The following is a 23,189-nucleotide window of genomic DNA, read 5'->3' on the forward strand; positions in this document are numbered from 1 at the left end:
GGGTTACGGGCAGTCTTAACTGCTACTCCTTGATCAGCTTTTGCTGCGTTACGCGTCCATCCGTCAGCACTTGCAGGAGGTAGAGCCCCGGTTGCAGGGCCGGGAGGTTACGCAATATGCAGGCGGCTTCGGCTAGCTCATCGGGCGTGAAGACGTGTTGGTAGACCTGTCGCCCGTCGGCGGACAGTAAGCAGACATGGCCGGCGGTGGCTGTGGTGGGCAGTTGCAGCCGCAGCGTTTCGCGGAAGGGATTGGGAGCGGCTTGGATCTGGCTACTCATATTTTGCATGGCCACAGCCGTTACCGGCGAGTAGGCGCTGGCGCCGTCGCGGTCGAGCTGGTGCAGGCGATAGTACACCACATCCGCCGCGGTAGGGCGGTGCAGGTAGGAATAGCTGGTGCCGGTGGTTTTGGTGCCGGCGGCCGCTACGCGCCCTACTGGCACAAAGGTGCGGCCATCGGTACTGGTTTCCACCACGAAAGCGGCCGAGTTTTGCTCGCTGGCCGTGTGCCATTGCAAGCGCACGGCCCCGTTGCCCTCTACGCTACCCTGAAAGGAGGTAAGCTGCACGGGCAACACCTTCACTGAGCGGCTATTGTAGGCCACAAACGCCACGTCACTATCACCCGACAACCGGATTTTGAACTTGGCTATGGCACTGTAGTTATCCTTCGTGATGCCGAACCTGCTGAGCTCGGCGCTCCAGAGCCGGATGGGACGGTCCGTTTTGGTGAAGCCTAGCAGCAGCGTCCGGGGATTTTGAGAAGCTTCGTAAAAATCTGCTACCCAATTTCCTACCGCCGGAAAACCTGTATTGTAGGTTACATCCACCGTATTGCCAATCAGCACGTCGTTGGCATCGTAGAAGCCGTAGGTGTCCGCCAGGTTGGCGTTTGGCGAAGCAATCTGCGTAACCAGAATATCCGGTATGCCATCATTCAGGGCAGCTAGCTGCACTTCGCGCACGACGAAGTCAATATTTCCAGCGGGCAGGTTGGCAATACCCGTTCCGATATCCAGGCCATTTGGCCCGTCGGTGAGGTAGGAGGCCAGCGCATCGCTGGGGGGCGGGTTGCTGGGGCCGTTGTCTACCCCGTCATATAGCTGCCCCAGGCCTACTTTGGTGTTGCTGGTGGGGTTGCCAATGGCTACAACGGGCAATGCCTGAAACTGAGCGGAGGTGATTTCCAGGCCCCTATCGCGCAACAGCTGGTCGTTGACGCCCGTGGAGTAGCGCACACCATTGGCCGTGAACGACAGCAGGTAGTGGGAGTTTTCGGGTTTAGTCGGATTGATAGCCCCAACCCCACTTTGCCAGAAACCATCATACGTTGTTACGATTTCTGTTACGTAGTTGATGCTGGTTGTTTGAGCCGCCGCCGGCATGGCACACATTCCCAGCAGAACACTTATCGTAAATAGTTTAGTCATGTAATTTGTAGGTTCGTACGAAGGCAAACGGCGCCGCCCTCGCTTCTTTTATTCTTTCTTAAATACAAATCGAGCCCTGCATCTCCACACCAAAAAATCGGCTTTATCTATTTGAGACAAAGGTAGAGAGGGTGCTTATTTTTATACATATAAAAAATATGATATATTCAACATCCTAACGACATTTGAGTAAGTTTATCCTTTTAGAAAACTTCTTTTTCCAGATTTGGTACTATTTGACTCACGTGGGGCTGCTGCTCGTCTCTTGCGCTTCATCTTTCCTTCAGGCAGTCTTGTGTAGGTTGCCAGCCTGAACTTCCCTCTTACCTGTCTGCCTGTATCCTATGTATGTCCTGATTGTTGAAGACGAAAAAAGCCTGCACCAGGAGGTGCGTCAGTTCCTGACGCAGTCGCAGTATATCTGCGACTCGGCCCGCACCTATGCCGAGGCTTCGGAGAAGATTTTTGTAAACAGCTACGATTTTATACTGCTCGACCTGGGCCTACCCGGCGGCGACGGCCTGGACTTGCTGCGCGAGGCCAAGGAAAACGAAAACCAGGAGGCGGCCTTCATCATCCTCACGGCCCGCGGCGCCATCGACGACCGAATTAAAGGCCTCGACCTGGGCGCCGACGACTACCTACCCAAGCCGTTCTCCCTGATGGAGTTGCAGAGCCGAATGCAGGCTATCACGCGGCGCAAGTTTGGGCTGAAGCGTCAGGAAGTGGATTTTGGCAACGGTTTTCACCTGGATGTGACGGGGCGCACGCTGCACTACCAGGGCCAGGAGGTGACGCTTACCAAGAAGGAGTTCGACCTGCTGCACTACCTACTGCTGCACAAAAACCGCGTGCTCACGCGCTTGCAGCTAGGCGAACACCTATGGGGTAACGTGCTGGAAGACGATTCCGACTCCAACTACATCGATGTGCACATCAAGAACGTCCGCAAAAAGCTCGGCCAGTTCGCCCCCACTGATTTTCTGGAAACCGTGCGCGGTATCGGCTACCGCATCACAGAGGGAGGTTAAACATTAAACAATGCTGTCATCCTGAGCAGCGGGAAGGACCTTATGCCTGCAGAACGACTAGCGTACCAACGACTCGTTCTGCGGGCATAAGGTCCTTCCCGCTGCTCAGGATGCCAGGGTTTTAGCAATAGCAGGAACATGCGGTTAGAAGCAAAGCTGGTTTTATTTAATGCCCTCTCGAAGCTGCTGCTGGTCCTGCTGGGCGTGGTAGCCCTACCCCCTATCGTCAGCCGGGTGTCCATAGCCCACACCGACCAGCGCCTGCGCGAGAAACAAGGGGAGCTACTGGATCTGATCCGGCGCGACGGCATATCGGCCTTTGTGCGGCAGGAGCAGAACGCCGAGGCCTACGCCGATTATAACATCCTGAAACAAGAGTACATCAGCCTCACGCCCCTACCCGACACTACCCCTGAGGAGCCCGTGCGGATGCTGGAGGAGCAGCGCCAGGTAGACAATGAGATTGAGGACTTTCGGATTCTGAGCCACGTGTTTCGGCGCGACGGGCGGGCCTATCGGCTGGAAATTGGGAGCAGTCTGGCTACGGTGGAATTGCTTACCTACACGCTGCGCCACCTGGCCTTATGGGTGCTGGTGATTGGGGCCCTGCTGACGGTGTTTACCGACGCGGCGTTTGCGCACTACCTGCTGCGGCCTTTAGGTAGGCTGATTGCCCAGAAGCTACAGGCTGTGAACCACCCCTCAGCTTTTCCGTTTGAGCCGCTGGCTACCACTACCGCCGACTTCCGCCGACTCGACGACAGCCTCAACGGCATGATGCACAAGATACAGGGGGCCTTTGCCAAGGAGCGGGAGTTTATGTCGAACGTGTCGCATGAGCTGCTGACGCCGGTGAGCATCCTGCAAACGCGCTTCGAGAACATGCTCCAAGACCCGCGCTTGAGCCATGCCCACTCGCTAAAACTGGTGGAGTCGCAGAAAACGCTCTACCGCCTGCGCAACACGGTGAAGACGCTGCTGCTTATCGCCAACATCGAAAACGAGCAGTACCTCCGCAACGAAACCGTATCGCTGGCCACCGTGCTGGCCGACGTGACCAACGAGTTGGAAGACCGCCTGGCCCAGCGCGAACTGAAGCTGCTGGTGGAGCTGCACCCCGATTACGTGCTCACTAACGCCAACCGCACGCTGCTGTTTACCCTGCTGTTCAATTTGCTCAGCAACGCCATCAAGTACAACCGCGAGGAGGGCAGCATTACCGTTACGGGCCAGCTTCTACCCAGTGGCGGCTACCGCCTGGGCGTGCACGACACCGGCCCCGGTATTGCGGCAGAGAATATTCCGCATCTGTTCGACCGATTCCGGCGCTTTCACAAGGGCGCCGCGGCGCCGGAGGGCTACGGCTTGGGCCTGCCCATCGCCAAAACCATTGCCGATTTTCACGGTGCCGACCTACGGGTGGAGTCTACTGTGGGCAAGGGTACCACCTTTATTCTGGAATTTGCCTGAGGGTAGCCTATACCCACTTAGCACTGCTACGCGTGCATCAACCGTTTCTACAAAAGACGCTCTGAGTTGCATCAGAGCGTCTTTTTTGTACCATGCGGCGCGGGCAGCAACTGGTTTCACGCAGGCTTCATGTTGTGGCGCGTAGCTTTCGGGCACAGATTTTTTCTCAGGCTATGAAGAAGCTGCTGCTCTTGCTACTAGCGGTGCTACTCGGGCTGGTTGGCGTGCTATGGTACCAGCAAGCAACGCATCACCGCCTCCCCGTCAGCACCGTCATTCCCATCATTCATAAATCAGACAACCCTGCTTTCGAGCATAAGCGCGTGCAAGCCGTGCACACGGCTATTCTGCACCACCGGCCGCAACAGTTACTGTAGCCACCGGCCCGCGCCCACTTTGCAGACAGGAAAAGCCTCGCCCTTTGGGCGGGGCCTTTTTTTGCGCTTTGCTTTCAAACGAAAGCATCCCCTACCTTACGACCTACACTGTGCGTTGCTGGCTTTAGTTGAAAGTTGAGTTTCAGAGGTGAAACCCAAAAAGGCCATTGCAGCGCAAGGGAACGTTATGCTGCTATAGCAGTTGCTTTGGCAGCATAAGCAGTCACATGAGGAGCATGGGTATACATGTGTGCCACTGCGGCCGCCTGACCAGCAGCGCGGGCAGCGGCTACGGCAGCTGGGTGGCTAGCAGCCCGTGCTGCCGCGTGCGCGCCAAACGCGGCCTTCCGGCAGGACATCATGCTGGCCTGCCCTTGCACCCAAGCCCGCAACGTAGCCAATGCCTCGTGGGGACGCATATCGTGGGGGCACTCCTTCTCAAATAAAGGTAGTACCCCCTCCGCGCAAGCAGCCGCTTCCAGCGCCAGCGCATGGTGAACAGACAAAGCAGGGTTTTTAAATGGCGGTTTAGAGAGGCTATGCATACGCGTAAGCACCTTATGAGTATCAGCTCGATTAGCCCACTGAGAAGGCTCCCCACAAGAATAATAGAGTTAAAATCGCTTGATACAGCATTCGCCAAGTCACCAGTTTACTAATTGTATCACCCTTTTACCCAACACTCTTGTTATGCCGCGGTCAGCGCAAACGTTTGGACCAACTGCCATTGCTGCCCATCGTGGCAAAACAGCTGTAAGGCTTCTATCTGAAACGTGGCCGCGTAGCTGCGTGCCGCAAACAGTGCTTGCAGTTCAGCGACCTGCTCGGGGGGTAGGTCGCGGGTGGTGAGGGTGATGTGGGGCGTGAAGGGCCTGGTCTCACGGGGAACTTCTGGTAGCTGCGCCGCGCACCACGTCTGCAAATCTGCGTGCAAGGCTCGTACCTCCGCATCGTCTGACACGCGTACGAACAGGGTGCGGTTGCCAAACCACGCGAAGTCCCGCACCCCTACCCTGCAAGGCTGTTGGGTGGCCGCAAAGGCAGCCAAGGCCTGCCGCGCCTTCTGCTCAAAATTCGGAGATTGACGCAGGGGCGGAATTAGGGTGATGTGCGGGGGTAGTCGCACGGCGTTGCGACTGCCTGTGCGCTGGTGCACCTCCTGCTTCAATGCCCACACCTCCGATAGTGCGGGCTCAGGCAGCAGCAGTGCCACCAGATACAGCGGTTTGGTGGGCGGCATAGCAGTGGGACTATCCTACTCCGGGCGCGGATCGGTGGGAGTAGCGCTACCGATGTAGGGCGTGTGCGGGTGGGTAGGCCGGCGCGGGGGCTGGTCGCCCAACGTCAGGTCCCAGCTCTCGTTCAGCTGGCTCAGGCCGTAATGAGCAGTGAGGTCGAACTGGCAGGGCACTACGGAAATGTAGTTGTTGGCCAGTGCCCATTCGTCGGTATCCTCGCCCTGGTCCTCATTCACAAAGTTGCCAATCAGCCAGTAGTAGGGCCGGCGGTGCGGATCGTGGCGCAGGTCGAACTCTTCTTGCCACTTGGCGCGGGCCTGGCGGCACAGGCGCGTGCCTAAAATAGACTGCTCCTGCTTTTTGGGAATGTTGATGTTCAGGGCCGTACCCGCCGGAATACCATGCTCTAGCGCCTGCCGGGTAAGGTGCTCTACCCACTCCTCCACGTGCGAGAAATCGGCCTCGTGGCCGTAGTCGCAGAGCGAGAAGCCGATAGCAGGCAGTCCTTCAATAGCTGCCTCAATAGCCGCCGACATGGTACCCGAGTACAGCACATTCACGGAGGAATTGGAGCCGTGGTTGATGCCCGACACTACTAGGTCGGGGTTGCGGTCTTTCAACACCATGTGCTTGGCCAGCTTCACGCAGTCGGCGGGCGTGCCAGAGCACTCGTACGCCTCCACACCCTCCTCGGCAAACACGCGGCTAGGGTCGAGGCGCAGCGGGTGACCGATGGTGATGGCGTGACCCATGCCCGACTGCGGCGAATCGGGTGCTACTACTACCACTTCGCCTAGGCGACGCATGACGCGCACCAGTACAGCAATGCCAGGGGCCGTAATGCCGTCGTCGTTGGAAATTAGAATAAGTGGTTGGCGGGCAGAAGCGTCGGGCACGATTAGAGGGATTTTGGGTGAGAAAAGCTTGGTTAAAGGTACGCAAGTCGGCCGCCTTCGGTCGTAAAGTTTTGGTTACGTCGAATTCCACCCAACGCCGAAGCGCCCGTTGTCGTAAGTCGGACATGCTTCCTATAAATATCTTCATCTCCCGGATAGAGCAGCTGCGGGTTGCCCTGCTACCGCTGGCGCTAATGGCTGGATTGACCGCCTGCGACTCCTCTACCTCTACTCCCCGCACGCCCGTGGCTTCCAGTGGGGCTACACCCTTTGCTGGCGACTCCCGCGCCACCGACCCCGATGCGGCCGCGCAGCGCATTGCGCAAACACCCAATATGCCCGACTCGCTCCACCTGATCAGCCCTGGTCAAGCGGGCCGCCTGCGGGTGAGGATGTCCGAAAAGCTGCTCCTGGCCCGCGTGCCCGCCGACCAGCTGCGCAAACTCACGCGTACCGTAGGCGACAGCACCTACCCGGCCTATGAATTGCGCGATGCGCAGGAGCCCACGGCCCCGCCTACCCTGCTAGAAATGGCCGGCACCCCGCAGCGTGGCTTCTATCTACGGCGCATCATCATCACCGATCCGCAGTACCGCACCGGCGAAGGGGTGGGCGTTGGCTCGCCCTTTGGCGCTGCCCGCCAACTCTTTGGCTTCTCGCGGGTGCGCACTACCCCTGATGGTTTTGCGGCTATATCGCGCCAGACACGCATGGCCTGGCTGTTGGATGAAAATTCCCTACCCGCCGACCACAGCAACGACATGCCCTCCGCCGAAATCCCTACCGCTACCCGTATTAAAGGGGTAGTAGTGTATTGAAGTAAGGGCGACTGAATAAAAAAACGGCTGTTATCCTGAGCACAGCGAAGGACAACAGCCGTTTTTTTATTCAGTCGCTCGTTTAGCGTCCGAAGTCGTCTTGTACGCGGACGATGTCGTCTTCATCGGAGGGTTGCTGGGGGTCGGTGTGCTGCCAGATTTCGGCAATGATACCCCAGTCGTCGAGGCCGATGAGACGGTGCCGCTCGCCTTGTTTCAAAGTAATCTGCTCACCGGGCGCGTAGCTTTTCAGTTCGCCTTCCTCGTCGGTATCGCTGGTGATAACACCTACGGTTCCGCGCACTACACGCCAGATTTCGGCGCGGCGGTGGTGGTACTGCCACGACAAACGCTGGTGAGGCGCTACCAGCAGGATTTTTGGGCTGAGCTTGCCCGAGATACGTAGGCTATCCACCGACAACCCATCGAAATAGGTATCGGCAAAGGCCTGCGCCTGCTCCTCATCCAATACAAAGAAGCCGCCCCACGGACGTGTATCGTCCCGACGATCTACTGTGAAGCCCTGCTGCTGCAGGCGCTCGGCTACTTCGGCAAAAAGCTCGGTTTTAGCAGCGGTAGTTTCCATAAAAAGAGAAAAGGGTAAAAGAACCAGAGTAAGCTAACAAACTAAACTACGGTACGCGCCGGATCGACGACTCCCGGATAAGCAGGGAGGGCGGCAACTGAACCTGCGTGGTACGCCCCTGCTCGTCGCCCCCTTCTAGGGCAGTCAGGAGCGTGCTGATGACGTTTTCGGCCATCACTTCCATAGGCTGCGCAATAACGGTAATTGTGGGTGAATACAGCCGAAACAGGTCCGAATCGTCGAAGGATATCAGGGCAATGTCTTCCGGAATGCGCAGTCCCAGGCGGCTAATAGCCTCCAGCCCGTACACGCTCAGGTAGTTGGTAGAGAACAGAATAGCATCGCACAGCGGGTTGGCGCGCAAAAACTCATGGATGCGCTGAATCATTTGCTCGCGCTCCAACTTAAATTCCACCTCCAGCACCAACTCTGGCAAGGCATGTGCTTGCATAGCCTGCGCATAGCCCTGTTGCCGACCCAGCATCTGAGTTTGCCCGGAGGCGATAGTTACAAAAGCCACCGTCAAAAATCCCTGACTCAGCAAGTGCTGCGTGGCTTGGTAGGTGCCAGCGGCGCCATCTACCACCACGGCATTCACCAGCACGCCTGGCAGCAGGCGGTCGAACAGCACCACCGGCTTGCCATTACGCACCAGCGTGCCAATTTCTTCTTCTACCCCATTGGGTGGAGCCACCACGTAGCCATCCACGTGCCGCTCCTGAAACATAGTAAGCAGGTCGCGGGTCTTGGCGGTGTCGTTGTTGGTGCTACAATAGATAATGCGGTAGCCGCGCTCCAGCGCTTTCTTTTCGATGAGGCCAGCCACCGTGGCAAAAAACGAGTTGGCAATGTCCTCCACAATCAGCCCAATAACGTGGGTTTTACCTGTGCGCAGGCTTTTGGCTAGCTGGTTGGGCTTATACCCCACCTCTTCTACGTAGGCCAACACTTTCTCGGCCAGCGCGTCGCTGATGCGGTTTCCTTTTGCCTTCCCGTTGAGCACCAACGACACCGTGGCAATCGATACATCCAGGTGCTGCGCAATGTCGCGGATCAGGGTTTTCTTTTTCAAGTAATTAAGGTCTTGGAATAGTAAAGGCTTGGGTGATATGCTGGTAGTCCCTGAATATAAGTCAAGACTCTAAGCATCTCCGTTCATACACTTCTTTTGGGCAGTTGGGATGATACCAAATTTTTTATTGGGCGGCGAATCTATAATAAGTCCAGCGTGCTACCAGCTCCAAGCCCTAATGCTATGGGTAGGAAAGCTAGAGTGAAGCCTGGAATTGCAGCATTTCGTCGCCTGAATCTAATGAAGCATCTGCCTATGCTCCTTATTGCCGCTGATGCCCTCAGGCATTATATAATCGGCTTAGAAAGTGAGTTTTTGCGCGAGGTGATAGTGCGGCAAGCTGCAGGGCACCTAGCGAAACAACCGGGTAGCTACCTACCGAAAATGGGTATGCATTTTTTCGCATGCGAAGGGTTTGAAAATAGAGAAGGATAGGAAAGTAATGTGTGCGAGTGCACCCTGCGCCATACGGGCATGTCAGCTTCAGCTGCTATAGTATATCTCCACGACTCTAGAAACACTAGCTTACTAAGCAAATATGCTAAAAGCTTTTAGCAGTTGTTTGGTAGATCAAAATAAATGCTTGATATTTTCGCTCACAAATCACTTTGCTTGCTTATATGCATGCAAAGTGATTTGTTTCTGCTGCTTCAGACCTACGCTCAAGTTCAGCCTTTTCCTTTGCGCCAGCTACCTATTATATAGAGCATTACAGCTGTCCTTTCTACCCTCCCTAAGCATCCGGCCTAGGGAGCCAGTAGTTTTCCCACGCGCTAAGCTTCTTCCTTCTGCTTCTCTTTACATCCTCTTCGACACTTATAATAGCTAAAACGTTTAAGTATCTTCCGAAAACGATTTCTATATTTATAATTGTACTAACTGTTCTCGCCAGTTCTACTTTCATTTTCATTTCCATTCTTTCACCAACCCCTACCTTATGACCTCTTCTTTATCTGTTAAACATTTGTGCAGAGTACCGTTGCTGGCGCTTGGCATTGCCACAGCTGTACCACTCACGCAGGCTACGGCCAACAGCCGGGTAGCAGCCACTTTCCGCCGCGTAGATGTAACCGTGCAGGGCGTAGTTACAGACGATAAAGGCAATCCCCTTCCTGGCGCTACAGTGGTATTGAAAGGTGCTACGGGTGTAGGAGCTTCTTCCGACTCGGAAGGTCGCTTCTCTCTGACCGTACCCACCGGCAATGAAACGCTGGTTATTTCATCCATTGGGTATGTGGCACAGGAAGTTGCCATTGGTGGTCGTACTTCGCTCACAATTAAGCTAGTGACGGATAACAAGGCACTGGATGAGGTAGTGGTGGTGGGGTACGGTACGCAAAAGCGCTCTGATATCACGGGTGCTGTAGGTAGCGTGAAAGGCAGCGAGTTGGTAGAGCGTCCTGTAGTGAACGTCGCACAAGGCCTGCAGGGTAAGGTAGCAGGTGTAGATGTCTCCTTGAACTCAGGGCAGCCAGGTGGCTCGCCTACCATCCGGGTGCGGGGCTACTCGTCTATTACGGCTGGAAACACGCCGCTGTATGTAGTAGATGGCGTATTCTGGGAACAGGGAATCACTACGCTTAACCCCAATGACATTGAGAGTATTGAGGTGCTGAAAGATGCTTCAGCCACAGCCATCTATGGAGCACGTGGTAGTAGCGGGGTTATTCTCATCACGACGAAGCGCGGCCGTAAAGGCGGACAGGTATCCTACGATAACTACGTGAGCATAAGCCAAATGGCACGCAAGCTCGATGTTCTTACTACTAGTGAGTTCTTAGCCATGGAAGACCTAGGCTATCAGAACGTGCAGAAGTACGATCCAGCAGGTTGGGCTCGTGGTGCTTACGCCAATAGAGACCCACGCATCAAACGTCGTGCTCTAGCTAATCCTAACGACCCCAAGCGTTTGTTCGACGAAAATCTTAACCCACTTTACGATGTAGATTGGCAAAAAGAAACTACCCAAACGGGAGTCGCACAAAGCCACAACTTATCGTTCTCAGGTGGCGGTGACCAGACTACCTACGGGCTCTTCCTCAATTATACCAACGCCGAGGGTATCATTCGTGAAACTTACCAGAAACGCTATTCAGGACGTTTAACGGTAGACAACCAGGTAAAAAGCTGGCTGAAAGTAGGCGCGACGTTGAACTACAGCAACATCGAAGATAAAGTTGGCAATAACTTCGTAGGAGGTAATAATATTCCGCGGATGATGATTGAGATGATTCCTATCATCCCAATTCAATACCCGAACGGCGTATATGGCAAACGTCAAGATTACCCGGATATGGAGGGTGGCGACAATCCTGTAGCCATCACCCGTGAAGATGTGAATTTGACGCGTAACCAAGTGTTTGCGGGTAACGCCTATGCCAATTTCACTTTCTCACCTAGTTTAAGCTTCCGCTCGGTATTAGGCGCCAACATTAGTTCGCAGCTCAACCCTACCTCTTCGACCAACTTGATTCAGTTGCGGGCAGGCACCCAAAACTTAGCTGGCTTTACGGCTTTTGACGGCAAGAGTATACAATGGCAGAACTACTTGACGTACACCAAGGTATTCGCGCAAGACCACTCAGTTAATGTAGTAGGGGGAGTAGATGCTCAACGCTACCGATCATTACAGGATTACACGGAGATACGTGGCATTAGTGACAACGCTTATAGCTACTACAACTTAGGGGCGGGGGCGACTCCTCAGGTACCGACCTCTAACTTTGACGCGAATCAATTCTTATCGTTCTTCGGACGAGCCAACTATGGCTATAAGGATCGTTACTTGCTCACGGCTACATTTCGTGCAGACGGTGCGTCGCGCTTCGGCCCTGGTAGAAAATGGGGATATTTCCCATCAGCAGCAGCGGCTTGGCGCATTTCGCAAGAGCCCTTCTTAGCTGATAATTCTACGATTTCTGACTTAAAGCTGCGCTTCGGCTACGGACAGACTGGTAATAGCAACTTTGCCAACTATCAGTCGCAAGCCCGCCTGGGTACTAACAGCTACATTTTCAATGGTGTGCGGGTAGGCGGTACCACAATCAGCACGCTCGGCAACCCCGATCTAGCCTGGGAGCGCGCCAGTCAGTATGATTTAGGTCTGAATTTAGGCTTGTGGCAGAACCGCATAACATTTGAGGCAGACTTATACTCGCGTACGACTACTGACTTGATTTTGGCTGCGCCCGTGCCACGTACTAGTGGTTTTGCTAGTATTACCCGTAACGTGGGCAGTATTCGTAATCAAGGCTTAGAATTGTCGCTGAATACGGTGAACGTGAGCGGCAAGGACTTTAACTGGTCGACCGGCTTTAACATTTCCTTCCTCAAAAACCGGGTAGTGGCACTTGGGCCAGCGGGCGACGACATCTACCCTGGTCCTAACTTCCTGAACGAAACCAACGTGCTGCGCATTGGGCAGCCAGTAGGCTCGCTCTTTGGCTTGGTACGTGCAGGCACCTGGGGCACCGACGAGGCTGACGAAGCCCGGCGGTACAATAAACTACCTGGCGACCTCAAGTTTGTGGATCAAAACAACGACGGTCAGATCAACGACCGCGACCGAGTAATTATCGGTAAGAGCATCCCAACGGGCTTTGGTTCCTTCATCAACAACTTCTCCTACAAAGGAATTGACTTGCTGTTTGACGTGCAGTTCACCTACGGCAACGACGTAATGAATCTCACCCACCACTCGGCCCTAGACCGCACCGATCAAGCCAACAGCTACACTCGCGCCTATACGGAAGCCTGGACGCCTGACAACCAGAACACGATGATTGCTCAGGTGCGTCCTTCCTACGTGTACTATGATTCGCGCATCGACTCTTATAAGGTAGAAGATGGCTCATTCATTCGGGGGCGCAACGCGGTACTTGGGTACACGTTCCCAGGTGCTTTGGTAGAGCGTATCAAGCTTTCTCGCCTGCGGGTATACGTATCGGCCCAGAATTTCTTCCTGATTACCAAATACAAGGGTTACGATCCTGAAACGTCGACGTACGGCAACGCCTTTGCACAAGGCATTCAATTCTTCGACTATCCGAAAGCACGCACGTTCACGGCGGGCCTCAACGTAACTCTATAACCTACTACCTAGCTTTTATGCTTTCGTCAATTCGCTTTCGTTCTCAAGCCGCAGCGCTCTGCGCAGGCTTACTGCTGGCCACTACCGGCTGCAATGATTTTTTGGAGGAAGACAACCGCTCGACGCTCACCAGCGCCAACTACTTTACCAATGCTACGCAGGCGCAGTCGTTCGTCGACGGTCTATACAACCGTCTGCGCATTATGAACACAGATGTAGGCTATGGCGAGTCTATCTGGATAGGTCTAGAGCTAATGGCTTTGCATGCCACTACTCTTGGGCAGAGCTTCAACAACAGCCAGCTCATCAACCAGAATATCGACCCGGCTAACCCATATTTTTCTAATATGTGGAATCTTGCCTACAATAGCATTGCCGCAGCTAACCTGGCGATAGAACGCATTCCAAACGTTTCAATGGATGAAACGCAGAAAAAGGCGTTGCTGGGTCAAGCATACTTCATTCGGGCATTTCAATACTACCATCTGGTGCGCTTATATGGCGACGTGCCTTTGATTACGACACCTGTTGACGGGACCAGCCCTAGTCTATATCCCAGCCGCACGCCGCAGGCCGATGTATATAATCTTATTATTGCCGATTTGCAGGCGGCCGAGCAGGCAGGTCTGCCTGCAGTAGACCGCACGGGGCGCATCTCACAAGGAGCTGTAAAAGCACTGCTATCGAGTGTTTACTTGACTACGGCCGGTTACCCTTTGCAGATAAAGGCTAACTACCAAAAGGCCGCCGACAAAGCCGCCGAGCTGATTGATGCGAATCAGTATCCATTGTTTAGCAATTATATCTCGCTACACAACAACGCCGACAAAAACCAGGGCGAATTTATTTTGCAGGCCCAATACGCTTTCGGCATTGCTACCAATGCCATCAGCGCACAGGTGATTCCGTACTTCGTAGGTATCTCGAGATACAACGATGAGTTTGGAGCCCTTATCCCGACACCTGGCTTCTACAACACCCACGAACAAGGTGATTTGCGTGCACAGGAACAGCAATTTTATTTCTCAAAGTATCCATCCATCAAAACTCCTGGCCAAACCGTCAATTTTGGTACACAGGCTTTGTACAAATACTTCCAAGTTGAAAGTGCTTTAGGCAATGGGGTAGGCGACGAAAACTGGACCTTGCTGCGCATGCCAGAAGTGATGCTGATCTATGCGGAAGCTATTAATGAGGCAAGTGCTGCTACGCCTAAGGCATACGAGCAAATCAATAAGATCCGGGCACGGGCTAAGCTACCCGCGTTGAGCGGCCTAAGCCAAGCTCAATTCCGTGAGGCCGTATGGAAAGAGCGCTACCACGAGTTGGCGTATGAGAACAAAGCGTATTTTGATATTCAACGCACCCGCCAGACTTACGATGTAGCCAATAACCGTTTCGTGAACGTGGTAGGCTTTAAAGGCGAGGTAGGACCGGCTTTCCAGGAGAAATATCTCCTGTGGGGTATTCCCTCGGCTGAAATCAACAACAATAAAAACCTCACTCAGAACCCTGGGTGGTAATCGGTAAATAGGACGTCATGGCCGGGTGTGCGGCACTGGTGGGTGGTGGTTCTGGGAATTTCTGTCACTCTGCTACCCCACCCGGCCTGACGTTCTTTTTTTGTGCCTCTGCATGAATGTGGCACCACCAATTGTGCTTTTTTCATCCACTCTTAAAAGCAACCATTTGATAGATACCTCTACTTTATTACGCTGACTGTTTTATCAACTATCGTATGCCAGGACTTTCGCTGAGCTTACTTCTCTCTCTAGTAACTTCTTCCGCTACATTAACTGCCCTACCGACGCCTACCCTCCTACCCCAGCAGGTAGCCGCTACACGGGACTCTGTGACGAAAAAGGGCTATACGTTGATCTTTATTTCGAAGGATCCGGCCCTGAACCCGACTACCAAGCAGCGCATGATAGACGCGTTTTATACCGTCTATCCGAAGGAGGCCAAGCGGTTCAACCCCAACACGCTCAAGAAAGTCACCTTCATCGTCGACCCGGAGTACAAGGGCGTGGCAGCTACGCACAACGGTATTGTGCGCTACAGCCCTACCTGGCTAAAGGAGCACCCCGAGGACATCGACGTGGTGACGCACGAGGTGATGCACATTGTGCAGGGCTACCCTGGCGGTTCGCTAGGCTGGCTCACGGAAGGTATTGCCGATTACACGCGCTACGCCCTTGGCATCAACAATCAGGCTGGCAATTGGAAACTACCTGACTACAAAGAAGGACAGAGCTACACCAACAGCTACCGCATTACAGCCCGGTTTCTGGCGTGGTTGGAACAAAACGGCTACCCCAAAATCGTGAACGAGATGGATGCCGCCTTGCGTGCCCACGCCTACACACCGGAGCTGTGGCAGCAGAAAACCGGCAAAACGCTGGACGAGTTGTGGGCCGCCTACACCGCCAATCCCGCAGCCGTGAAGCTGGTGTATAAGTAAATCATGCGTCGAATTTAGCTAATCAAGACCGTCATGCTGAGCTTGTCGAAGCATCTCTACAGCTTCGCCTAGTAGTAATCAATTACTCGCGGTAGAGATGCTTCGACAAGCTCAGCATGACGGTCTTTACATACCCTTTTGTTACCCTACTCTTTCCCTAACCGAATGCCTAAACTCTTTCCTGTTCTTTCTGCTTTGCTGCTGACGACGGCCCCTACCCTAGCGCAGGGGCCGGTGGCAACGAAAGACTACGCCCAGTGGGTAAACCCTATTATGGGCACCGACTCCAAGCCGAGCTTGTCGAACGGTAACACCTACCCGGCCATTGCCCTCCCTTGGGGCATGAACTTCTGGATGCCGCAGACCGGCCCCATGGGCAACGGCTGGGCCTACCAGTACTCGGCTGATAAAATCCGGGGCTTCAAGCAGACACACCAGCCTTCGCCCTGGATGAACGACTACGGGCAGTTTGCCATCATGCCCATCACCGGCAAGCGGGTGTTTGATGAGAATGCGCGCGCTAGTTGGTACTCGCACAAGGCTGAGGTAGCTGAGCCCAACTACTACAAGGTGTACCTGGCCGACCACGACGTAACGACGGAAATTGCACCCACTGAGCGGGCTGCTCGTTTCCGCTTTACCTTCCCCAAAACCGATAGCGCTTACGTGGTGATTGACGCTTTGGATAAGGGCTCGATGGTGAAAATCCTGCCCCAACAGCGCAAAATCATTGGCTACACCACCCGCAACAGCGGCGGCGTACCCAAGAACTTCAAAAACTACTTTGTTATTGAGTTCGACCACGACTTCACCAGCACGGCCGTGTTCAAGGACAAGGAGCTGGCTGCGGGAGTGATGGAAGCTACCGTGAACCACGCCGGCGCAACCGTGGGCTTCAAGACGCGCAAGGGCGAGCAGGTGAATGCCCGCGTGGCCTCGTCGTTTATCAGCCCAGAACAGGCTGAGCTGAACCTGAAGGAAATCGGCGACCAGAACCTGGAGACCGTGCGCCAGAAGGGCCGCGAGGCGTGGAATAAGACCCTAGGTCGTATTGATATCGAAGGCGGCACTGCCGACCAGAAGCGTACCTTCTACTCGTGCTTATATCGCGCCCTGTTGTTTCCGCGCAAACTCTATGAGCTGGACGCCAATGGCAAGGTGATGCATTACAGCCCTTTCAACGGGGAGGTGCTGCCCGGCTACATGTATACTGATACAGGTTTCTGGGACACGTTCCGGGCTTTGTTCCCCTTCCTGAACCTGCTCTACCCCGAACAAAACGCGGAGATGCAGCAGGGTCTGGCCAACGACTATAAAGAAGGCGGCTGGCTGCCGGAGTGGGCTAGCCCCGGTCTGCGCAACGTGATGGTGGGCAACAACTCGGCCTCCGTAGTGGCCGATGCCTACCTGAAAGGCATCCGAGGACAGGACATGGAGGTGCTCTACGAGGCGCTTATTCATGGCGCTAACAACGAAGGCCCCCTGGACGCCGTGGGCCGCAGGGGTGTGCAGTACTACAACAAGCTCGGCTACGTGCCCTACGATGTAAAAATCAAGGAAAACGCGGCCCGTACGCTGGAGTATGCCTACGACGACTTCACGATTTCGCAGTTGGCCAAGGCCCTGGGTAAGCCCAAGAAAGAAGTGAACCTCTACGCCAAGCGCAGCCAGAACTACCGCAACCTGTTCGACAAGCAGGTAGGACTGATGCGCGGCAAGAACCAAGACGGCAGCTGGGCACCCAACTTCAGCCCCTTCAAGTGGGGCGATGCCTTCACGGAGGGCAACAGCCTGCACTACACGTGGTCGGTATTCCACGATGTGGCGGGCCTAATGGACCTAATGGGCGGTAAGCAGAAGTTTGTGCAGACGTTGGATACTGTATTTGCCCTACCCCCCGTGTTCGACGATTCGTACTACGGCGGTACCATTCACGAAATCAGAGAGATGCAGATTGCGGGCATGGGTAACTATGCCCACGGCAACCAGCCCATTCAGCATATGATCTACCTCTACAACTATGCTGGCCAGCCCTGGAAGGCGCAGTACTGGCTGCGTGAGGTGATGAACCGCCTCTACCTACCCACCTCCGATGGCTACTGCGGCGATGAGGACAACGGCCAGACCTCGGCCTGGTATGTGTTTACGGCCCTGGGCTTCTACCCCGTGTGTCCCGGCACCGACCAGTACGTGCTCGGCGCCCCGCTGTTCCCGAAAGCTACCCTGCACCTGCCCTCCGGCAAAGACATCGTGCTGAATGCCCCCAAGAACTCCGATGAGAACCGCTACGTGAACCAGCTGACGATGAACGGCAAGGCCTACGACAAAAACTGGCTGAGCCACGAGGAGCTGCTGAAAGGCGCTACGCTGGATTTCGACATGACGTCGACGCCCAACAAAACCCGAGGCACTAGCAAGGACGCCGCGCCGTTCTCTATGTCGAAGTATAAGTAATTCGTTGATTTGAAACGAAGAACGTCATGCTCTATCTGGCGTCCGCTTGTCGAAGCATCTTTACCTTGAGTAATTATTTACTATCAGTGGAGATGCTTCGACAAGCGGACGCCAGATAGAGCATGACGTTCTTTAAGAAAATAGTAGCTCATTAAACGCGTTACAAGTGACGCGCTCTTGTTACCCACCATTCCCATGAACCGCAGAAATTTCCTTCACGGCTTTTCCCTTCTGACCACCAGCGTTTTCTTCAACCAGTACTCGTTTGCCGGCACCGCGCCCAAGTTTCCGGTTGTGCGGCCCGCGGCCGATAAGCGTCGTTTCCGCAGCAAATCCGTGGAAGCAGCTATTACCGAGTTTCAGAAGAAGGTGAAAGACGAGGAGTTGGGCTGGCTGTTCAACAACTGCTTCCCAAGCACCCTGGACACCACCGTGACCCACGGCACCCGCGACGGGCGTCCTGATACCTACGTCATCACCGGCGACATCGACGCCATGTGGCTGCGTGACTCCTCGGCCCAGGTGTGGCCCTACCTCCAGTTAGTAGGCAAAGATGCCGAGCTGCGCCAGCTGATTGCCGGTGTGATTAACCGCCAGACCAGCTACATTCTGAAGGACCCGTATGCCAACGCCTTCTACGACGACGCGAACAAGGTAGGCGAGTGGAAAACCGACAAGACCAAAATGCTGCCCGGCGTGCACGAGCGCAAGTGGGAAATCGACTCGCTGTGCTACCCCATTCGCCTGGGCTACCACTATTGGAAGACCACCAAGGACACCAAGCCCTTCGACCAGCAGTGGCAGCAGGCCATCAAAACGGTGCTGCAAACGTTCCGGGCGCAGCAGCGCAAGGATGCCCTTGGCCCCTACTCTTTCCAGCGTGAAACCGCCAACGCGACCGACACGCAACCCATGAAGGGCTACGGCTACCCCATCAAGCCGGTAGGCCTGATCTGCTCCGCGTTCCGCCCCAGCGACGACGCCACGCTGTACTCCTTCCTGGTGCCCAGCAATTTCTTTGCGGCGGTGAGCCTACGCCAAGCCGCCGAGATGATGACTGCCTTGGCCAAAGACCAGAAGACAGCCGGTGAGCTTACCGCGCTGGCCACCGAGGTAGAGGCAGCCCTGAAGCAGCACGCCATCGTGAACCACCCGAAATACGGCAAAATCTACGCCTACGAGGTAGACGGTTTCGGCAGCCAGGTGCTGATGGACGACGCCAACGTACCCAGCCTGATTGCCCTACCCTACCTGGGCGCCGTACCCGTGTCGGACCCCGTGTACCAGAACACCCGCAAGATGCTGCTCTCCGAGGATAACCCCTTCTATTTCAAGGGCACGGCTGGTGCAGGCATTGGCGGGCCACACGTGGGCCAGGACATGATCTGGCCTATTGGTCTCGTTACACAGGGCCTCACCAGCACCAGCGACGCCGAAATCAAGCAGTGCATTCAGACGCTGAAATCCACTCATGGCAGCACCGGCTTCATGCACGAGTCGTTCAACAAGGACAACCCGGCCAAGTTCACCCGCTCGTGGTTTGCTTGGGCTAATACCATTTTTGGGGAGTTTTTGTGGAAGACCTATAAGGAGAAGCCACAGCTGCTAGCATAGCTTTTTCGACTTCCTACGCAACGCGCTGTCTGGCTTACGTAAGCCGGGCAGCGCGTTGTTTGTTTTCATAACCAGTTGCCCTTTCTGTCATTCTGAGCTTGCGAAGAAGCTTTTCACGTAAGGACGAGGGGCGTTTATGCTAGTCGTTTCACGTGAGAAGGTCCTTCGCAAGCTCAGCATGACAGATTGCATAGTGCTGATGCTTGCGTTCAATAGAGAATCTGGCAAAAGCACAGCGCCCGGCGGCAGTTCTCCGTACAACCTGCGCCGCTAGCTTGGCTTTCCTACCCCTGATTCTACTTTCTTTCTGCATGGCTTCTGCGAACGACCCTACCCTACACTCCTGGATTGACATTCCGCCCACCAGCGACTTTCCCATTCAAAACCTACCCTTTGGCATTTTCGAAACCGAGGAACGAGGTGCCCGCGTGGGCGTGGCCATCGGGGGCTACGTACTCGACTTATACGCCGTGAGTCAGTGGGGTTTCTTTGACGATCTGGATCTAAAAGGGCAACCAAAAGTGTTTCGACGCAGGTCGCTGAACGCGTTTATTCGGCTGGGCCGCCCGGCCTGGCGGGCCGTGCGCGAGCGGGTGAGCGAGCTGCTGCGCCACGACAACACCGTGCTGCAAAGCCCTGAGGTGATGCGCGACTGCCTGCTGCGCCAAACGGAAGTGCAGCTGTTGCCCCCGGTCAAGCCGTGCCACTTTGTGCGCTTTACCAGCCGCCTCGCATCGGCCCCTACCCTCCCCGCCAATGAACCAGACCCTACCCCCGCGGGCAGCTACGGGCCGGCTGGTAGCCTGCTGGCCGCAAGCACGCGCATCCGTCGCCCCGCCCGCACCTATCTGCTCGATGTAGACGACACCCTGCGCGGCCCCGTGCAGCGCCTCGACTTTGAAGTGCAGCTAGGTTTTGTGGGCGGTCAGGACACGGCCCTGGGTACAGCACTCCCCGTAGAGGAGGCCGAAGAAACGCTGTTTGGTCTGACACTGGTACTGGGCTGGTACGCCCACGACTTATGCCGGGGCTCGGCGCCGGCGCCTTTGCTGGACCGCAGCTTTGGAAGCAGCCTCTCGGCTTGGGTGGTGACACTGGACGCGCTGGAGCCTTTCCGGGTGGCCGGGACGCCACAGCTACCGGAGCCAGAACCGCATTTGCGCCAAAACGGCCAGCACCATGTGGCCGTGCAGCTGGAGGTGGCCCTGCAACCCGCCAACGGCCCCGAAACAGTTATAGCCACTCCCACCACTCGCAGCCTGTATTGGAGCGTAGACCAGCAGCTTGCCTACCTCACCAGCAGTGGTACCCCGCTACACGCCGGCGACTTGTATACTAGCGGTACCGTGGCCGACGGCAGCCTCTACCAACTCACCGCCAGCGGCACACAGCCTTTGGTCCTCAACGACAGCACCATGCGCTTGTACCTGGAAACGGACGACCAGGTACGCCTCAGCGGCTACTGCGAACAGGAAGGCGTACGCCTGGGATTCGGCGAGGTAACGGGCGTGATAGAATAGAGGCAGAAGATGCCTGCGTTGTATTATGCTGCGCCTCACCCAAAGGCAGCCTTTCTTTGTGTGGCCGTACCCTGCGCCTAGGAGAAAACACAGCCCAATAAGATTGTTTGGTGTGCTGTATAGGCAGCTTCGGTTTTACTGCGTATTTCACGCGGAACTACGAAACAGGCATCCGCATAAATACCCATTTACTCCGCGATTATCCGCAGTTTCACAACCCTATCCGTGCACACGCTGGTACTAGTAAGCACAGCAACTAGCCGTGCTTGCACGGCAGCGGCATGTCTATATACCATCGTTTTTATCCTCTCCACCCTTCTACCCCAAAACCAACGCCTATGCTCGCCATGGAATATCGCGGCCCCAAGAGGGTCCGAGCCGTTCAGAAACCAATGCCCGAAATCAAGCATCCGGAGGATGCCATTGTGCGCGTTACCCGCTCTTGCATCTGCGGCTCCGATTTGCACCTTTACAACGGCAACGTGCCCGATACCCGCGTAGGCTCCACCTTTGGCCACGAGTTTGTGGGCGAGGTAGTGGAAATAGGTTCTGATGTCACCAACATCAAGGTAGGCGACAACGTCATTGTGCCCTTCAACGTGGCGTGTGGCCGGTGCTACTTCTGCAAGCAGGGCATGTTTGGCAACTGCCATCAGTCCAACTCGATGGCGACGGCCGTAGGCGCCATTTTTGGCTACTCGCACACGGCAGGTGGTTTCGATGGTGGCCAGGCCGAGTACGCCCGCGTGCCCTACGCCAACGTAGGCCCTACCGTCATTCCGCCCGGCATGGACCTGGACGATGCCGTGCTGCTCACGGATGTGGTGCCCACTGGCTACCAAGCCGCTGAAATGGCAGGCATTCAAAAGGGCGACACAGTGCTGGTATTCGGTGCCGGGCCAGTAGGCATTATGGCAGCCCGGTGCGCCTGGCTGTTTGGTGCCGGCCGCGTGATTGTGCTCGATAAGGAAGACTACCGCCTGGAATTTGTGCGCAACTATGCGCCATGCGAGGCCTACAACTTCGAGGAAATCGGCGACCCGGTCTTGTTCATTAAGAAGATTACAGATTGGCTGGGTGCCGACTGCGTGATTGACGCCGTTGGGGCCGAGGCCGCTGGCAACGCCTTACAAACTATCACGGGCCGCAAAACGCTGTTGCAGGCGGGTTCGGCTACGGCACTGCACTGGGCTATTAATGCCGTGAAGAAAGGCGGCGTGGTGTCTATTGTAGGAGTGTATGGTCCTACTGACAACCTAGTGCCCATTGGCAATGCTATGAACAAGGGCCTGACCATTCGGGGTAATCAGACTTCGGTGAAGCGTCTGCTCCCACGTCTCATCGACCACGTGCAGAGTGGCCGGCTCAATCCGAAGGCCATCATCACCCACCGCTTGCCGATGGAAGAAGTGGCCGACGGCTACCGCTTGTTTTCCGCTAAGCTGGACAACTGCATCAAGCCGATTCTGCTGCCCCCAACTGTCACCCGCTAACTTCCTGTCGTCATGCAAACCAAGAAAATAGACTACACGCAAATCAATGGCTGGGGTGTAGATGCCGATCCGGAAAATGACCCTACCTACCCCATGCAGCACCGCGAGGATGCTCCTCCGCGGGACATCTTCTACGACCGACCAACCCAGCAACCTGTGGACGTAGAAGTATTGCATTCTAATGAGCGCCCCGATGTAACGGCCGTGTTTGGTACCACCCTCCCACCAAGCGGCCTGAGCGGTGCCATTCGGCGCTTTGCTTTCAAGTACAGCGAAAATGAATACAAGCACTGGCTCCCACTAATCTTTGCCGACCGCGTAGACGTGGTAGAAGGTGTCTTGAAAGACTTAGCCCACGGACACGTTCCCAACATCTTCGCTGAGAAGGGCTACCCAATGGAATGGAAATACAACCGCACGGCCTTCGTGACCAAAATGGCCACTATTGCTGCCATTACGGTTGGAACTGTCCTCCTGCTCAACTCCGGTAAGGACAAAAAGAAAGCTAAATACGCTCGCGGGTACCGCGGGAAGTAGAGAGCCTCTACGCAAAGCGCCCCATCAAGCAGCGAGTTTCACTTACTGCTTGATGGGGCGCTTTGCGTAGAGTCCCTACCGGCATCCTACCTACCAACCT

18 protein-coding genes are annotated in these 23,189 nt (G+C 55.4%); 12 read left to right on the forward strand and 6 right to left on the reverse strand.

The window, feature by feature from the left end; all coding sequences use genetic code 11:
- Nucleotides 1-22: 22 nt before the first annotated feature.
- Nucleotides 23-1,432 carry a T9SS type A sorting domain-containing protein gene (locus MUN82_RS08370; protein WP_245096597.1) on the reverse strand — a complete coding sequence of 470 codons (1,410 nt, stop codon included), beginning with the start codon at nt 1,430-1,432 and terminating at the stop codon, nt 23-25.
- A 344-nt stretch (nt 1,433-1,776) separates the two neighbouring features.
- Here MUN82_RS08370 and MUN82_RS08375 point away from each other — a divergent pair, with 344 nt between their 5' ends.
- From MUN82_RS08375 to MUN82_RS08385, 3 genes are all read left to right on the forward strand, one after another.
- On the forward strand, nt 1,777-2,463 hold the full coding sequence (locus MUN82_RS08375; RefSeq protein WP_245096599.1) for a response regulator transcription factor: 687 nt from the start codon (nt 1,777-1,779) through the stop codon (nt 2,461-2,463).
- A gap of 138 nt (nt 2,464-2,601) precedes the next feature.
- Entirely contained in the window at nt 2,602-3,933 is a 1,332-nt protein-coding gene (locus MUN82_RS08380) for a sensor histidine kinase (protein WP_245096601.1), read from the forward strand.
- A 173-nt stretch (nt 3,934-4,106) separates the two neighbouring features.
- The gene (locus MUN82_RS08385) at nt 4,107-4,310 is read left to right on the forward strand and encodes a hypothetical protein (protein WP_245096603.1); all 204 of its coding nucleotides are present in this window, start codon (nt 4,107-4,109) and stop codon (nt 4,308-4,310) included.
- A gap of 185 nt (nt 4,311-4,495) precedes the next feature.
- Here MUN82_RS08385 and MUN82_RS08390 read toward each other — a convergent pair whose 3' ends face one another.
- The 3 genes from MUN82_RS08390 to surE all read right to left on the reverse strand — a co-directional run bounded on the left by MUN82_RS08390 (nt 4,496) and on the right by surE (nt 6,444).
- Nucleotides 4,496-4,816 (reverse strand): putative immunity protein, encoded by a 321-nt coding sequence (locus MUN82_RS08390; RefSeq protein WP_245096605.1) that lies wholly within the window; start codon nt 4,814-4,816, stop codon nt 4,496-4,498.
- Between the two features lie 182 nt (nt 4,817-4,998).
- Nucleotides 4,999-5,550, reverse strand: coding sequence for a 2'-5' RNA ligase family protein (locus MUN82_RS08395; RefSeq protein ID WP_245096607.1), 552 nt, complete (start codon nt 5,548-5,550; stop codon nt 4,999-5,001).
- 15 nt (nt 5,551-5,565) lie between these two features.
- Complete coding sequence (gene surE, locus MUN82_RS08400) at nt 5,566-6,444, reverse strand: 5'/3'-nucleotidase SurE (RefSeq protein WP_245096609.1); 879 nt, start codon at nt 6,442-6,444, stop codon at nt 5,566-5,568.
- Between the two features lie 194 nt (nt 6,445-6,638).
- Here surE and MUN82_RS08405 point away from each other — a divergent pair, with 194 nt between their 5' ends.
- Entirely contained in the window at nt 6,639-7,262 is a 624-nt protein-coding gene (locus tag MUN82_RS08405) for a hypothetical protein (RefSeq protein ID WP_245096611.1), read from the forward strand.
- 82 nt (nt 7,263-7,344) lie between these two features.
- Here MUN82_RS08405 and MUN82_RS08410 read toward each other — a convergent pair whose 3' ends face one another.
- The gene (locus tag MUN82_RS08410) at nt 7,345-7,848 is read right to left on the reverse strand and encodes a cupin domain-containing protein (RefSeq protein ID WP_245096613.1); all 504 of its coding nucleotides are present in this window, start codon (nt 7,846-7,848) and stop codon (nt 7,345-7,347) included.
- 46 nt (nt 7,849-7,894) lie between these two features.
- Entirely contained in the window at nt 7,895-8,920 is a 1,026-nt protein-coding gene (locus tag MUN82_RS08415; RefSeq protein WP_245096614.1) for a LacI family DNA-binding transcriptional regulator, read from the reverse strand.
- 937 nt (nt 8,921-9,857) lie between these two features.
- On the opposite strand from MUN82_RS08415, the gene MUN82_RS08420 reads away from it, so the two are divergent.
- The 8 genes from MUN82_RS08420 to MUN82_RS08455 all read left to right on the forward strand — a co-directional run bounded on the left by MUN82_RS08420 (nt 9,858) and on the right by MUN82_RS08455 (nt 23,089).
- The gene (locus MUN82_RS08420; protein WP_245096616.1) at nt 9,858-13,010 is read left to right on the forward strand and encodes a SusC/RagA family TonB-linked outer membrane protein; all 3,153 of its coding nucleotides are present in this window, start codon (nt 9,858-9,860) and stop codon (nt 13,008-13,010) included.
- Nucleotides 13,011-13,027: 17 nt separating this feature from the next.
- A complete protein-coding gene (locus MUN82_RS08425; RefSeq protein WP_245096618.1) occupies nt 13,028-14,533 on the forward strand; it encodes a RagB/SusD family nutrient uptake outer membrane protein in 1,506 nt (501 codons plus the stop codon).
- 215 nt (nt 14,534-14,748) lie between these two features.
- Entirely contained in the window at nt 14,749-15,471 is a 723-nt protein-coding gene (locus MUN82_RS08430; RefSeq protein WP_245096620.1) for a basic secretory protein-like protein, read from the forward strand.
- 165 nt (nt 15,472-15,636) lie between these two features.
- Nucleotides 15,637-17,925 carry a GH92 family glycosyl hydrolase gene (locus tag MUN82_RS08435; protein WP_245096621.1) on the forward strand — a complete coding sequence of 763 codons (2,289 nt, stop codon included), beginning with the start codon at nt 15,637-15,639 and terminating at the stop codon, nt 17,923-17,925.
- A gap of 195 nt (nt 17,926-18,120) precedes the next feature.
- A complete protein-coding gene (locus MUN82_RS08440) occupies nt 18,121-19,539 on the forward strand; it encodes a glycoside hydrolase family 125 protein (RefSeq protein WP_245096623.1) in 1,419 nt (472 codons plus the stop codon).
- A gap of 311 nt (nt 19,540-19,850) precedes the next feature.
- Nucleotides 19,851-21,059: a fumarylacetoacetate hydrolase family protein gene (locus tag MUN82_RS08445; RefSeq protein WP_245096625.1), complete on the forward strand. Its 1,209-nt coding sequence runs from the start codon at nt 19,851-19,853 to the stop codon at nt 21,057-21,059.
- 338 nt (nt 21,060-21,397) lie between these two features.
- Nucleotides 21,398-22,552, forward strand: a complete 1,155-nt coding sequence (locus tag MUN82_RS08450) for a zinc-dependent alcohol dehydrogenase (protein ID WP_245096627.1) — start codon at nt 21,398-21,400, stop codon at nt 22,550-22,552.
- Between the two features lie 12 nt (nt 22,553-22,564).
- Complete coding sequence (locus MUN82_RS08455) at nt 22,565-23,089, forward strand: hypothetical protein (protein ID WP_245096628.1); 525 nt, start codon at nt 22,565-22,567, stop codon at nt 23,087-23,089.
- Nucleotides 23,090-23,189 lie beyond the last annotated feature (100 nt).

Origin of the sequence: Hymenobacter aerilatus (assembly GCF_022921095.1) — a bacterium.
GTDB lineage: Bacteria > Bacteroidota > Bacteroidia > Cytophagales > Hymenobacteraceae > Hymenobacter > Hymenobacter aerilatus.